The 13,483-nt window shown below is 69.8% G+C and carries 15 protein-coding genes; 7 read left to right on the top strand and 8 right to left on the bottom strand.

What is annotated here, in order from left to right:
• Window positions 1-32 precede the first annotated feature (32 nt).
• A complete protein-coding gene (locus AB4Z48_RS25240) occupies window positions 33-665 on the bottom strand; it encodes a CDP-alcohol phosphatidyltransferase family protein (RefSeq protein WP_441619010.1) in 633 nt (210 codons plus the stop codon).
• Window positions 666-767: 102 nt separating this feature from the next.
• Window positions 768-1,391, bottom strand: a complete 624-nt coding sequence (locus tag AB4Z48_RS25235; protein WP_441619008.1) for an HAD family hydrolase — start codon at window positions 1,389-1,391, stop codon at window positions 768-770.
• A gap of 216 nt (window positions 1,392-1,607) precedes the next feature.
• Here AB4Z48_RS25235 and AB4Z48_RS25230 point away from each other — a divergent pair, with 216 nt between their 5' ends.
• Window positions 1,608-3,623 carry an ExeM/NucH family extracellular endonuclease gene (locus AB4Z48_RS25230; protein ID WP_441619006.1) on the top strand — a complete coding sequence of 672 codons (2,016 nt, stop codon included), beginning with the start codon at window positions 1,608-1,610 and terminating at the stop codon, window positions 3,621-3,623.
• On the opposite strand, the gene AB4Z48_RS25225 is transcribed toward AB4Z48_RS25230, so the two are convergent.
• Window positions 3,620-4,087: a DUF2127 domain-containing protein gene (locus AB4Z48_RS25225; RefSeq protein WP_441619004.1), complete on the bottom strand. Its 468-nt coding sequence runs from the start codon at window positions 4,085-4,087 to the stop codon at window positions 3,620-3,622. The genes AB4Z48_RS25230 and AB4Z48_RS25225 overlap by 4 nt on opposite strands.
• A gap of 203 nt (window positions 4,088-4,290) precedes the next feature.
• Here AB4Z48_RS25225 and AB4Z48_RS25220 point away from each other — a divergent pair, with 203 nt between their 5' ends.
• Window positions 4,291-4,503: a DUF3820 family protein gene (locus tag AB4Z48_RS25220; protein WP_441619002.1), complete on the top strand. Its 213-nt coding sequence runs from the start codon at window positions 4,291-4,293 to the stop codon at window positions 4,501-4,503.
• 141 nt (window positions 4,504-4,644) lie between these two features.
• Window positions 4,645-5,298, top strand: coding sequence for a GntR family transcriptional regulator (locus AB4Z48_RS25215; RefSeq protein WP_441619000.1), 654 nt, complete (start codon window positions 4,645-4,647; stop codon window positions 5,296-5,298).
• Window position 5,299: 1 nt separating this feature from the next.
• Here the strand turns inward: AB4Z48_RS25215 and AB4Z48_RS25210 are convergent, their stop codons facing one another.
• From AB4Z48_RS25210 to AB4Z48_RS25200, 3 genes are all read right to left on the bottom strand, one after another.
• Window positions 5,300-6,634, bottom strand: coding sequence for an MFS transporter (locus AB4Z48_RS25210; protein WP_441618998.1), 1,335 nt, complete (start codon window positions 6,632-6,634; stop codon window positions 5,300-5,302).
• Window positions 6,631-7,368 (bottom strand): hypothetical protein, encoded by a 738-nt coding sequence (locus AB4Z48_RS25205; protein WP_441618996.1) that lies wholly within the window; start codon window positions 7,366-7,368, stop codon window positions 6,631-6,633. Before AB4Z48_RS25205 ends, AB4Z48_RS25210 begins: the two co-directional genes overlap by 4 nt.
• A gap of 153 nt (window positions 7,369-7,521) precedes the next feature.
• Window positions 7,522-8,433 carry a LysR family transcriptional regulator gene (locus AB4Z48_RS25200; protein ID WP_441618995.1) on the bottom strand — a complete coding sequence of 304 codons (912 nt, stop codon included), beginning with the start codon at window positions 8,431-8,433 and terminating at the stop codon, window positions 7,522-7,524.
• 404 nt (window positions 8,434-8,837) lie between these two features.
• Here AB4Z48_RS25200 and AB4Z48_RS25195 point away from each other — a divergent pair, with 404 nt between their 5' ends.
• From AB4Z48_RS25195 to AB4Z48_RS25180, 4 genes are all read left to right on the top strand, one after another.
• The gene (locus AB4Z48_RS25195; RefSeq protein WP_441618993.1) at window positions 8,838-9,311 is read left to right on the top strand and encodes a Spy/CpxP family protein refolding chaperone; all 474 of its coding nucleotides are present in this window, start codon (window positions 8,838-8,840) and stop codon (window positions 9,309-9,311) included.
• Between the two features lie 47 nt (window positions 9,312-9,358).
• Window positions 9,359-10,075, top strand: coding sequence for a response regulator transcription factor (locus AB4Z48_RS25190; RefSeq protein WP_441618991.1), 717 nt, complete (start codon window positions 9,359-9,361; stop codon window positions 10,073-10,075).
• Complete coding sequence (locus AB4Z48_RS25185; protein WP_441618989.1) at window positions 10,072-11,424, top strand: HAMP domain-containing sensor histidine kinase; 1,353 nt, start codon at window positions 10,072-10,074, stop codon at window positions 11,422-11,424. The genes AB4Z48_RS25190 and AB4Z48_RS25185 overlap by 4 nt, the downstream gene beginning before the upstream one ends.
• A 243-nt stretch (window positions 11,425-11,667) precedes the next feature.
• Window positions 11,668-12,270 carry a class I SAM-dependent methyltransferase gene (locus AB4Z48_RS25180; protein ID WP_441619270.1) on the top strand — a complete coding sequence of 201 codons (603 nt, stop codon included), beginning with the start codon at window positions 11,668-11,670 and terminating at the stop codon, window positions 12,268-12,270.
• A 29-nt stretch (window positions 12,271-12,299) separates the two neighbouring features.
• On the opposite strand, the gene AB4Z48_RS25175 is transcribed toward AB4Z48_RS25180, so the two are convergent.
• Window positions 12,300-13,142 (bottom strand): NAD-dependent protein deacetylase, encoded by an 843-nt coding sequence (locus AB4Z48_RS25175; RefSeq protein ID WP_441618987.1) that lies wholly within the window; start codon window positions 13,140-13,142, stop codon window positions 12,300-12,302.
• Window positions 13,143-13,182: 40 nt separating this feature from the next.
• Window positions 13,183-13,446: an oxidoreductase-like domain-containing protein gene (locus AB4Z48_RS25170; protein ID WP_441618986.1), complete on the bottom strand. Its 264-nt coding sequence runs from the start codon at window positions 13,444-13,446 to the stop codon at window positions 13,183-13,185.
• Between the last annotated feature and the right edge of the window lie 37 nt (window positions 13,447-13,483).

The raw sequence follows: 13,483 nt of genomic DNA, 5'->3' as shown, positions 1-13,483 counted from the left end.
CGGCCCTGCAATTCCTGCGGCCGCGCCGCAGCCTAGAGCTTCGGAATGCGCAGGGTCTTGCTGATCATCAGCGAGCCGGACAGCACGAACAGCAAGGCCAGCGGGTGCAGGTCCGCCGGCCCCAGGCGCCAGACACCGCCGAACAGCGCGTCGCCCAGCCGCCCCTGCCACGCGCACAGGGCCAGCACGCCGGTCAGCAGCACACTGGTGGGGATCGGCGTGCCCTCGAAATACGCCACCTTGTCGGCGCCCTCGGACAAGGTCTCCGCGGTCACGTTGAAGCGCGCCAGGCGACTCACGCCGCAGCACACGAAGTAGATCAGCGCAGCCATGTCCCAGCCGCCGCGCATGCCTGCGGCGAACGCCAGCGTGGCCGGGCCGACGCCGAAGGAAATGATGTCCGCCAGCGAATCCAGCTCGCGCCCCAGGGCCGAGTGCTGGTGCCGCCAGCGCGCAATGCGCCCGTCGAGCACGTCGAAGACAAAGGCCGCCGGGGCAAGCGCCGCGGCCGCATAGAAATGATCGGGCGAGCGCGTGGCCACGTAGAACATGGCGAAGAAGACCGATGCCATGCCGCAGGCCGCATTGCCCAGCGTGAACAGGTCCGCGAGCTGCATTTCGCGGATCATGGAGAAATGCTTGGGGCGTTCCGTTGTCGATGCCATGTCGGCGGTCTCCTGGCTCCATTGGCGCATGTGGATGAATCGCTGCCTGCAAGAAGCGAACCACGCGCAGGTAGCGACGAGGAAGCGAACGCCCGTGCCGCGCTAGAAGCGCAGGCCCGCCGCCCGCAAGGCTCGCCCGGTCTCGCCTGCGCTCACATGATGCACGGTCTGCCAGCCCAGGGCGGCCGCGGCGGCCACATTGGCCGCATTGTCGTCGATGAACAGCATCTCCTGCGGCGCAATGCCCGGCAAGTGCGTGCCGATGCGCGCATGCATGAGCCGGTAGATGGCCGGGTCGGGCTTGGCCACGCCGACCTCGCCGGATACCAGGATATCGCGGAACACATCCAGGAAATCGCCCATGCGCCGCGCATGCGGGTAGGTTTCGCTGGACCAGTTGGTCAGGCCGAACAGCGGCACCTGTGCCGCATGCAGGCGGCGCAGCAGATCCACGCCATCGCCCAGCACGCCGCGCAGCATCTGCGGCCAGCGGCCGTAGAACGCACGGATCAGGCTGGCCTGCGCGGGATGCTCGGCCACCAGTTGCTCGGTGGCCTCTTGCAGCGGACGGCCGGCGTCCTGGCGGATATTCCAGGCGGGCGAGCAGACTTCGGACAGGAAGCTGGCACGCTGCGCCGCATCGGGAATCAGCTCGCGATAGAGGTACTCGGGGCTCCAGTCGAACAGGACACCACCAAAATCGAACACGACGGCACTGACGGTCACGGGATCTCGCAAATTGGGTGCTTGGGCGGCGGACAGACGGCATTTTCGCAGAGTCCGCAGCCGCGCAGGCGCCTGCCATGCCGCCACTATGAGATTTCTCGCAACGCGAGGCCAGGCCGGGCCACCTACGCTTGCGGCTGTTGCCATCGCTGCTCCGGGCCGCGCGGGCATTCCGGGCATGCCGCTCATATGGCGCCCACCAACCCAGCCGATACCATGCGTCTGAAGCCATCCAGGTCCTCCCGCCCCCTCTGCGTCTTCCCTTCCCTCACCGTCTACCGCCCGGCGCCTGCCTGCCTCGCATGGCTCTGCCTGCTGTTGCCCCCGGCCGCCCCGCCGGCCCATGCCGCGGCGCGCGCCGCTCAGTGCGGCATGGCCGCCACGCCGATCGCGGAATTGCGCGCCGCGGGCGCGCCATCCATCGGCCGCAGGGTCGTGCTGGAAGCCGTGGTCACGGCCGACTACACGGGCGCCGACGGCTTCGCCGGCTTTTTCGTGCAGCAGGCCGATGCCCGGCGCCAGCACCGCCCCGGCATCTCGGAGGGCATGTTCGTCTATGCGCCGCGCGCCGGCATGCGCGCCGGCGACCTGGTGCGCCTGAACGGCACCGTGGAAGATCGCTCCGGCCAGATGCAGCTGAGGCTGTCCGGCACCGCCACGGTGTGCGCGCGCGGCCTGGCGGTGACGCCGGCGGTCGTCACGCTGCCCGTGGAACATGCGGGCGCGCTGGCCGCCCATGAAAGCATGCTGGTCCGCCTGCCGCAGACGCTGACCGTCAGCGACACCTACGAACTGGGCCGTTACGGCAGCGTGGCGCTGAGCTACGGGCGCCTGCAGATTCCCACCAACGTAGCCTTGCCTGGCGCCGGCGCCAGGGCGCAGGCCGCCGCCAATGCCCTGAACCGGCTGACGCTGGACGACGGCTCGAGCCGGCAGAACCCGGCCACGGTGATGCACCCCGCGCCCGGCCTGAGCGCCGCCAATACCCTGCGCGCCGGCGATAGCGTGGCCGGCGTGCAGGGCGTGCTGGAAATGCGCTTCGGCGGCTGGCGCGTGCAGCCCGTGCCCGCGGCGCCGCCGCCGCGTTTCCTGCCTGCCAACCCGCGGGCCGGCGCACCGCTGCGCGCCGCCGGCAGCGACCTGCGCGTGGCGGCCTTCAATCTGCAGAACTACTTCAACGGCGACGGCAAGGGCGGCGGCTTCGATGATCCCGCCAACCGGGGTGCCCGCACGCCGGCGGAGTTCGCGCGCCAGGAAGCCAAGCTGCTGGCCGCGCTGCGCGGCCTGGATGCCGACGTGATCGGCCTGGTCGAAATCGAGAACAACGGCTACGACGAGACCAGCGCCATCCGCCGGCTGGCGGCCATGCTGGGGCCCGAATGGCGTTTCGTCGATCCGGGCGGGGTCAGCCTCGGCGGCGACGCCATCGCGGTCGGCCTGCTCTACAACAGCCGCACGGTGCAGGTCGCGGGCATGCCGGCCACGCTCTGGTTCGGCGAGAGGAACCGGCAACCGCTGGCCGCCACATTCCGCCTGCATGCGCAGGCCCGCCAGCTCACGGTGGTGGTGAACCATTTCAAGTCCAAGCGCTGCACCGACGCGCGCGGCGCCGACGCGGACCAGGACGATGGACAGGCCTGCTGGAACACCACCCGCGTCGCCGCGGCCATGCGCCTGGCCAACTGGCTCGCCACCGCGCCCACCGCCGTGGCCGACCACGGCAAGCTGCTGATCGGCGATCTCAACAGCTATGCGCGCGAGGACCCCATCCGGATGCTGGCACAGCGCGGCTATGCCGACATGATCGCGCGCTTCGCGTCCGGCCCGGCCTACAGCTTCGTGTTCGGCGGCGAGGCCGGCTACCTCGACCATGCCCTCGCCGACGACGCGGCGGCCAGCCGCATCCGTGCCGTCCATCACTGGCATGTCAATGCCGACGAGCCCGTCGCGCTGGCCTATCCGCTGGCCAGCAAGAGCACGGCACAGCAGCAGGCCTTCTACGCGGCCGATGCCTATCGCTCGTCCGATCACGATCCGGTGCTGGTCGACCTGGCGATGCGTGGCGACGCCACCTTGCCGGGCGGCGTGGAGCCCGCGGGGGAGAGCGGCGAAACCGGCACGCCGGCAGGCGGATCCGCCCGGCCCGCCGACGGCGGTGGCGGCGGCGGCGCCATGGAGCATTGGCTGGCCATGGCGCTGGCAGGCGCGGCTTGGCTCGCCAGGCGCCGCTAGCGCGCGCCCGCCGGCTCGCGCCTGATGCCAACGGCCAGGTAGGCCACGATCAGCGCGTTGGCAATGGCCAGGCCGATATGGATCGGCGACGGATGGGCGATCGCCTCGTACATCTCCACCGGGATATAGATCCCGCCGGACCACACCCCAAGCCAGCTTGCCCATACGCGCTGGTGCCACAGGCCGAAGGCCTCGGTGAAACGCATGGCGGCATACATCGCGGCCGAACCGCCGATCGCCCACAGGCGCGCATCGCTGGGATGGTCCATCAGCGACAGGAAGATGGTCGGATAGCGGCTGCCCGGATTCAGGTGCAGGCGCGCCACGATGGCCTCGGCCAGCGCCTGCGCGTCCCGGTGCAGGAGCGCAACCAGCCCCAGCCCGGCCAGGATCACCAGCGCCCCCTTGGCGGCTTCGAACAGGGCGATGCCCTTCAGCCCGGCGCCCGCAGCATGCTTTGCCATCGTTGACTGTCCATTTCTGATCCGGCTTGTCGAATCCGGCTTGTCGAATCCGGCTCGCCGGATCCTGCTCGTCGAGTGCCGCCTGCCGGACTTAAGGTGGGGATCGTACCCCGGCACGCCCGCCCGCGGCAATCCGGCCATCGGCATCCTGGCCTGCGCGCGCTGTTACCATCGCCCTGCCGCCGTCTTCCGATGCCCGTCCCATGAACCCCGAACTCCTGCCGCTCCTGCTTACCCGCACCATGCCCTATGGCAAGTACAAGGGCCGCGTGATCGCGGACCTGCCGGGCAACTACCTGAACTGGTTCGCGCGCGAAGGCTTCCCCACCGGCGAGATCGGCCAGTTGCTCGCGCTGATGCACGAACTGGACCACAACGGCCTCACGGGATTGCTGGACCCGCTGCGCGGGCGCTAGGCCCGCGCCGGGGCCGCCGCCGATTGGTAGTACGATTACGCCCTTGCCAAACACCGAAATACAGCAGGGGGAAGCGTTTTGCCATCAGTGGATCGCCGCAGCGCCGGCGCGTCGCGCTCGCCGCGCGCCCGGACCGAGACCTTGTCAGAGAACGAACGGGCCTACAGCGGCCTGCGCGAACGGCTGACCACGCTGGTCTACCGCCCCGGCGAGCATCTCAATATTTCCACACTGGTGGAAGATCTGGATATCGGCCGCACCCCCATCAACCAGGCGCTGCACCGGCTGGCCAACGAAGGCCTGGTGCAGATCCTGCCACGCAAGGGCGTGGTGGTGGCGCCGCTTTCCATCGACGACGCGCTGCACCTGATCGACGTTCGCATGGCCAACGAAACCCTGTGCGCGCGGCTGGCCGCCGAGCGCATCACCGCTGACGGATTGCTCGTGCTGGAGGGCATCTTGCGCGAGCTCGACGAAGCCGTGGCGCGGCGCGACCTGCCGCTGGTCACCAACCTGGACCGCCTGTTCCATGAGGAAGTGGCGCACCGCTCTGGCAACCCCATCCTGATCGAGATCCTGAAAGTGCTGCACGCGCGTTCGCAACGCTTCTGGGCCATCTCCCTGTCCTCCGAGGGGCACCTGGGCGAGGTCGGCGAAGAGCATCGCGCCATCCTGCAAGCGCTGCGCGACGGCGACGGCGCGGCGGCGGCCAGCGCGGTGGCGGCACATGTGCTGTCGTTCCGCCAGGCGCTGCTGCAGGGCCGCCGCGAGCCGGTCTTCGCCATGGGCAGCTAGGCTAGCCCTCCAGCGGCTTGCGCGCCGTCTCGCGTGCCACCAGCAGGGCTGCCAGCGTGACGGCCAGCGCAAGGCAGACATAGAGCGAGATCGCGATCGTCGAGCCATACGACTTGTACAGGCTGGCGATGATCAGCGGCGCAAAGCCGCCACCGAGGATGCCCGCCAGCGTGTAGGCCAGCGACGACCCGGCGTAGCGCACCCGCGTGGGAAACTGCTCCGTCACAAAGGCCGCCTGCGGGCCGTACATCATGGCGTGGATGACCAGGCCGACCACCACCGCCGCGCAGATCTGCAAGGGCTGCGCGCTGTCCATCAGCCGGAAGAACACAAAGGCCCACACCGCCGCCAGCAAGGCCCCGGCGATATACACCGGGCGCCGGCCAAGCCGGTCGGACAGGCTGCCGAACAGCGGCACCGCGATCGCATTGCAGGCCGCGCCGATCATGGTGGCGGTCAGCGCCAGCGGGCGCGACAGGTGCAGCACGCTGGTCACGTAGGTCAGCGTGAACACCACCACCAGCGCATAGAGCACGTCGGAGCCGATGCGCGCGCCGCCGGCCACCAACAGGCGCCGCCAGTGGTCGACGAATACCTCCTTGATCGGCGTCTTCGCGGTGCTCTTGCGCGCTTCCATCTCCTTGAACAGCGGCGTTTCTTCCACGCCGCGGCGCAGCCACAGCCCGAACACGACCAGCAGCACGCTGGACAGGAAGGGAATGCGCCAGCCCCACGCCTGGAAGTCTTCCGGGCTCAGCCAGAGCGAAACCAGCGCGATGAAGCCGGTGCCCAGCAACGTGCCGCACGACGGCCCGACCTGCGTGAACGAGGCATTGCGCCCGCGCTGGTGCTGCGCGCCGTGCTCCATCGACAGCAGCACCGCGCCGGCCCATTCGCCGCCGATGGCCGCGCCCTGCACGAAGCGCAGGGCCACCAGCAGCAGCGGGCTCCAGATGCCCAGCGACTGGTAGGTCGGCAGCACGCCCATCAGGCCCGTGGCCACGCCCATCAAGATCAGCGTGGCAACCAGCACGAAGCGGCGCCCGAGCTTGTCGCCCAGGTGGCCGAACAGCACGCCGCCGAGCGGGCGCGAGACATAGCCCACGGCATACGTGGAGAAGGCCAGGATGGTGCCAGTGAGCGGATCGAACGACGGAAAGAAGATTGCGTTGAAGACCAGCGCGGCCATCAGGTTGTAGACGGTGAAGTCATACCATTCCAGGGTGGTTCCGATCGTGCTGGCCGCGGCCAGGCGGCCCATGCCGGGCTTGCCGGCGGTGGCCTGGGCCGCGGCCGGCGCTTGCGTGACGGGGATGGTGTCGGCGCTCTGCATCATGCCACCTCCTGCGCGAAGAGCTTCCACCTGAGCACGTAGCGCGCGGCATTGGCGGCGGGCACGCCCAGCTGCTGCGCCGCGTCGTGCAGGGCGGCCGCGCCGGCGGCTTCGCTGCTGCTCTCGATCACGAGAATGGGGAGCAGTTGCCGGTCTTCCACGCTCTCGCGCGGCAAGGGCTGGCTCAGCGCGGCGTCGGGCATCAGCAGGTAGGACTGTACGAAGCCGGGCCGCGCAGAGAGCTCGCCGCCCACCTCGGCCGCCTGGTCGACCAGCGCCAGCGGGTCTTCGGGATGCGCCAGCGGCAGCACGGCGAGCCAGCTGCCGCTGCCCTGCCCCACCGCGGCGGTGACCTCGCTTACGCGGCGCATGGGCTGGCGCATGCGCCCGAGGTTGGCGACCGACCACGGCGTCTGGCGCCTGAATGCCGCCTTGTACGCTTCGGACGTGAAGGCCGCCAGCGACTCGGTGCGGTACAGGCCGAGATATTTCGGGCCACCCTGGACGGCCTCGTAGCGCGCGGCAGAGATGAATCCCTCGATGCGGGCACGCTCCTCGACGTGCTCGCGGTCATACCACTGGTTGAAATCGGCCTCGTCGGCCGCATCCACGTTGGCGGCGACAAACAGCATGCCCTGCGGCGCCATGCCCGTCGGGCCCTGGCTCGCAGACTTGTCGCTCATCTCGTGCATCTGGTGCATCTCGCTCATCTCGCTGATCTCGCTGATCTCGCTCATTCCACTCTCCGTCTGCCCGCGCTGCTTGCGGGCGGTGAGAGGATGATCGGCGCCAGCGGCCCGCGCGACAAACGGGTTTTTCTTCGCATTTCCGATCAGTTTTTCTGTTCGACCCCGCCACGCACGCGCACCAGCACGGCGCGCGCCGCGGCCTCATGCCGGCGAAAATGGTGCAGGCAGCGAGAGCACGTAGCGGTCCGATTCGCGGCAGGCCAGCTCCGCCACCAGGCGGATTGCCTCCGACGCCGCGTGGTCGAGATGGCTGACCACCAGCCGCTGGTGCGGCAACGGCACATCGCAGGGGATCACGCGCAGTTCGCCGCGCTCCACTTCCTCGCGCACCGGCGCCAGCGGCATCAGCGCATTGCCGAAACCGCCCTTGACCAGCCGCACGATGGCCGCGATGGAGCTGACGCAATGCACCTTGCCCACCGGCAGCCCGGCCTTGCGGTACAACTCCTTGAGCGCCACGTGCGGCTGCGAGCCGGGGCTCATGGTGATGGTCGGGTGCTGCAGCAGCGCGCTCAGCCTGCCTTCGTCCGGCAGTGCGGGGCCGGGCGGGCCCACCCAGCCGATCGCCATCGGCAGGCATGGCGTGCTGGTGATGCCCTCGCCCACCGCCGGATCGGTCTGCAAGGCGATATCGATGCCGCCCGCGCGCAAGGTGTTGTGCAGGCCTTGCGTGGTTTCCGAGGTGAGCTGCACCTCGATGCCCGGATAGTGCGTCTGCAAGTGGCGCAGGAAATCGACCAGCCAGGTGTGCACCACGCTTTCGATGGCGCCGATGCGTACCAGCCCCAGCGGCGCATCGCCCGAGCGCCCCAGCACCATGATCTCCCGCTGCAACTCCAGCAGCCGCTCACCGTAGCCCAGCAGCCGCAGGCCGACCGGGGTGAGCCGCAGGTCGCGCGCCTCGCGCTCGAACACGCGCGCGCCGATCTCCTGCTCCAGCGAGGCAATGCGGTTGGACATGGCGGCCTGCGTGATGTGCAGCTTCTCGGCCGCCGCGCGAAAGCTGCCGAGCCTGGCCACCCACATGAAGGCTTCGATAAAGCGGGTATTCATGGCGCGCGGCTTCCTCCGCGGTCCGTGCGCCGGGCGAGCGCTGGCCGCGTCAATCCGGCCACCCGCCAGCAACGCCGGGTGCGGCCATTGGCATATTGCTCATTCAATGGATTCCTTCGCTTTCACTGAAATTTCACAGTTATTGCAGCACGGATTCTTATGCAAATTCCGCACCAGCGCTGTAGAGGGATTCCCTGAGCCCGGCCGCCGGGGCGGCTCCCTGGCTTGCGTGCATTCGCATGACGACAACGCATTGCTGATCTCCCGCTTCGCCCAAGAAGCAGCAACGTATCCCGCGGTGCCTGAAACAAAACGAAACAAAGCGAAACCGCGCCGACACCCGCGCATGCCGCGCGGGCGGCACCATGACAGCCATGTTCCACCCCTTCCCAAAGGAAACTGTCATGAGACCCTGGATCAAACGCACCCTGTTCGGCATGTTCGGCGCCGGCATCGCCCTGGGCGGCCTGAGCGCATGCGGCAGCTATCACCATGGCGGGCCCGGTGGCCGGATGAGCCCCGAGGAAGTGGCCCAGATGCGCGAGAAAATGATCGAGCGCGTCAGCAAGAAGCTGGACCTGAATGCCGAGCAGAAGCAGCGCCTTGCCGTGCTGGCCGACAAGCTCAGGGAGCAGCGCGCCGCGCTGACGGGCAATGCCGCCGATCCGCGCGCCGAGGTGCAGGCTCTGGTCGCCGGCGATAGGTTCGACCGCGCCCGCGCACAGACGCTGGTCAGCGAAAAGACCGCCGCCATCAACACAAAGAGCCCCGAGGTCATCGCCGCCATGGCAGACTTCTACGACAGCCTCAATGCCACCCAGCAGCAACAGGTGCGCGAGTTCCTGCAGAAGCGCCGCGGTGGCTGGCGCGGCCACTGAGGAGCACGGGGCATGAACTGGAACCCGACCGAGACCCCATGCCGGCCATGCCCCGCATCCTCCTGATTGACGACGACGAGCAGCTCGGCCCGCCGCTCGCCATCTACTTCGCCCGCTTCGAACTTCAGCTGGAGCAGGCCCTGCGGCCCAGCGACGGCCTCGCGCGCCTTGCGCGCGGCGGCTACGACGCCGCCATCCTGGACGTGATGCTGCCCGAGATGGATGGCTTTGCCTTGTGCCGCACCATCCGCCGGGACAGCGACATCCCGCTCGTCATGCTCACGGCGCGCGGCGAGGTCATGGACCGCGTGGTCGGCCTCGAGCTCGGCGCCGACGATTACCTGCCGAAGCCGTTCGAGCCACGCGAGCTGGTGGCACGCGTGCAGACCGTACTGCGCCGCCGCGGTGCAGCGCCTTCGCCCGACGCCGGCGCGCGGCTGCGATTCGAAGGCGGGCTCGAGATCGACCCGGCCACGCGCGGCGTGCGCTGCGGCGGCGAGGACGTGGTGCTGACCAGCACCGAGTTCGACCTGTTGCTGCTGCTGGCCCGCGAACCCGGCAAGGTCTTCGGCCGCGACGACATCCTCAACCACCTGCGCGGGCGCGACGCGGAGCTGTACACGCGCGCGGTGGACATCCTGGTCAGCCGCCTGCGCAAGAAGCTCGATCCGCCGGACTGCATCAAGACCTTGCGCAACGCAGGCTACTCCCTCGCCCTGCGCCCGCAAGGCGGATCTGCCGCCCACGCGGGGGCGCCGGCATGAGCGGACGCTGGCACCAGCGCGCGCGCCACGCCGTGCGGCACCGGCTGCACCTGCGGCTGGTGCTGTTGTTCCTGCTGCTGGCGCTTGCCACCACGGTGACCTTCGTCGGTGGCATGCAGAAGGCGTTCAGCACCGGGTGGCGCAGTGCCGCGCGGCCGCTGGTGGCGGACTACGTCGACCGCCTGGCGGCCGAGATCGGCAGCCCGCCGAGCGTGGAGCGCGCCCGCGCGATCAGCGCGCGCCTGCCGGTGAGCGTGCGTATCGCCGGCCCGCGGGTGAACTGGCAATCCGAGGACGCGCCCGCTTCCGGCTGGCGCTCCGGCGCGGCCATGCGCTGGCCGCGCCACGGGCCGGACGACGATGCGCCCCTGTTCTCCCGCACGACCGCGGACGGCCACCGCATCGATTTTGGCTTGAGCACCGCCACCTGGCAGAACCAGCCGCACCGCGCGGGGTGGATCACGCTGGCCGTGCTGCTCGGCCTGACTGCCCTGGCCTATCTGTACGTGCGCCACCTGCTGCGCCCGCTCGACGATATCCGCGCCGGCGCGCGGCGCTTCGGCGCGGGCGAGTTCGGCCAGCCCATTCCCATCCGCCGGCGCGACGAGCTGGGCGTGCTGGCGCACGACGTCAATACCATGGCGCGCGACATCCACCAGATGCTCGACGCCAAGCGCGCGCTGCTGCTGGCCATCAGCCACGAACTGCGCAGCCCGCTCACGCGCGCGCGGCTCAACACCGAGCTGTTGCCCGACACACCCGAGGTCCGGGCCCAGCGCGAAGCGCTGCTGCGCGACCTGGCCGGCATGCGCGACCTTGTCACCGACCTGCTGGAAAGCGAGCGGCTTGGCCAGGGCCACGGCGCCCTGCTGCTGGAGCCCACCGACCTGGCCGCGCTGGCCCGCGAGGTGGCGCTCGAAGTGACACAAGCCATGCGCGGTGACCGGCCCGCCGCCGGGCAGATCGCGCTGTCCATCGATGCCGGGCTGCCCGCCACGCTGGCGCTGGACCGTACCCGCATGCGCCTGCTGCTGCGCAACCTGCTCGACAATGCGCTGCGCCACAGCGCCGCCGCGCCCCGGCCGCCCGAACTGCACCTCGCCAGGGATGCGGGCGGCAGCATCGCCCTGCGCGTGCGCGACCATGGCCCGGGCGTGCCCGACGATCAGCTATCCCACCTGGCCGAGCCCTTCTATCGCCCGGACGCCGCCCGCGAACGCGCCACCGGCGGCATCGGCCTGGGCCTTTACCTGTGCAAGCTCGTGGCGCAGGCACATGGCGCGCGCTGGCAGGTACGCAATGCGCAACCGGGCCTGGAAATCGAGATCACGCTCCCGCCTTCGCCGTAATGGCCAGGCCGGACAGCGGCCCCCGCGCGTGCCATGTGGCGTGATATGTGGCGTGACATCCGGCGTGACATGCGTGTTGAAAGGCAGCGGCCGCGCGACGGGTGGGCGGCGCGCCGAACCGGATGTGCAGCGCGTGCGGACCCGGGAGTAATATGCATCCGGAAACCTGGACTCGACATGCGGCAGGCGAGCGCAGGACATGAGCGACCAGGTCGCCGCGGCCAACAGGAGCACATCGTGAACATCGATACCGGCACCCTCCAGGCCTACAGCGCCGCCGCCGCAGACTACGCCAGGGACTGGCACGCGCAGCAAGCGCCCGCCGATCTCTACGCCGCGCTCCTGCGCGAGTTCACACCCGGGCCGAGCGCCGACATCGGCTGCGGCGCGGGCCGCGATACGGCCTGGCTGGCCGCCAACGGCTTCGAGCCCAGCGGCTTCGATCCGTGCGAGCCCTTGCTGGCCCAGGCACGCCAGCGCTATCCCACCTTGCCCTTCGAGCAGGCCGCCCTGCCCGAACTCGAGGGCGTGCCGCGCGGCTACTACCAGAACGTGCTGTGCGAGACCGTGATCATGCACCTGGAGCCGCGCATGGTCGCCAGCGCCACGCGGCACCTGCTCGATATCCTGCGCCCTGGCGGCACGCTCTACCTGAGCTGGCGCGTCACCGACCATGTCTCGCAGCGCGACCAGGCTGGCCGCTTCTTCGCCGCCTTCGACAAGGCGCTGGTGACCGAAGCGCTGGGCAGTGGCGATACCCTGCTGTTCGACCGGGAAGAAGTGAGCCAGTCCTCGGGCAAGCGGGTGCACCGGCTGATCGTGCGCAAGGCGCTGCCGCCGGCCTGACGCGTGCCCGGTGCCCGGCGCCCGGCGCCTCAGGGCAGCCCGAGCCGCCCGGTCAGGTCCGTCAGCGCGTCGGCGCAGGCGACATCCGCCTTCAACGCCAGCAGCGCGTCGGCCCGCGTCTGGCCAAGGTTGATGGCAGCCACGGGCTTGCCCAGCTTCTGCGCCGCCAGGCAGAAGCGGTAGCCCGAGAACACCGTCAGCGAGGAGCCGATCACCAGCAAGGCATCGGCCTGCCCCAGCGCTTGCATGGCGGCATCCACGCGCTCGCGCGGCACGGATTCGCCGAAGAACACCACATCGGGCTTGAGCACGCCGCCGCAGTGCCCGCAGGCGGGAATGCGCACGGCTTCGAAGCTGGCCAGCTCGAGGTGAGCGTCGCCGTCCGATGCCGGCAGGGCGCGCAAGCCGGCCAGCGCCGGGTTATCCGCTTCGAGCTGCGTTTGCAAGGCGGCGCGCGCGCGGCGTGTGCCGCATTGCAGGCAGATCACCGTGCCCACATGGCCGTGCAGCTCGATCACGCCGTGGCTGCCGGCACGCTGGTGCAGGCCGTCCACGTTCTGCGTGACAAGCTGGCGCAGGTAACCCGCCGCCTGCAGCCGCGCCAGCGCGAAGTGCGCGGCGTTGGGCTGTGCATTGGCCAGCACAGGCCAGCCCAGCATGCTGCGCGCCCAGTAGCGCTGGCGTACGGCGTGCGAGCGGAAAAAATCCTGCGCCTGCACCGGCGGCGTGCGCTGCCAGTTGCCCTGCGCATCGCGGTAGCCGGGGATGCCGGAATCGGTGCTGATGCCGGCCCCGGTCAGCACCAGCAGGCGCGGATGGCCTTGCACGAAATCATGGAGATCGGCCAGGACGGGCTGGTCGGTAGCGAGCACGGAGGCCTCCTGTGACGATACGGTGAAGCGACGCGGGACTTCAGAAGCTGGGACCGCCGGCGCCCGCGTCCGCCGTCTCGCCGGCCAGGGCCTGCCATGCTTTCAGCTCGGCGCGGTAGCGATCCATCGCCTCGGCATGCAGGTCGAAGATGCAGGGATCGCAGCCATTGCCGCAGCATTCATTGATGTCCGGCGTGACCGGGGCCACCGGCCGGGGCGGCAAGGCCGCCGCTGCCGGCTCCGGCGCGCTCGCCGTTTCTGTGTTGCGTCCTGCTGCGGACGCGGGGTTTTGTACCGACACCATCGACTCCGGTTGGATTGCCCTCCCAGTATACCGCCGG

This window comes from Cupriavidus sp. 2TAF22, from assembly GCF_052115045.1.
GTDB lineage: Bacteria > Pseudomonadota > Gammaproteobacteria > Burkholderiales > Burkholderiaceae > Cupriavidus.
Note: the sequence above shows the minus strand (reverse complement) of the source record. Positions and strands in the feature narration are given on the sequence as shown.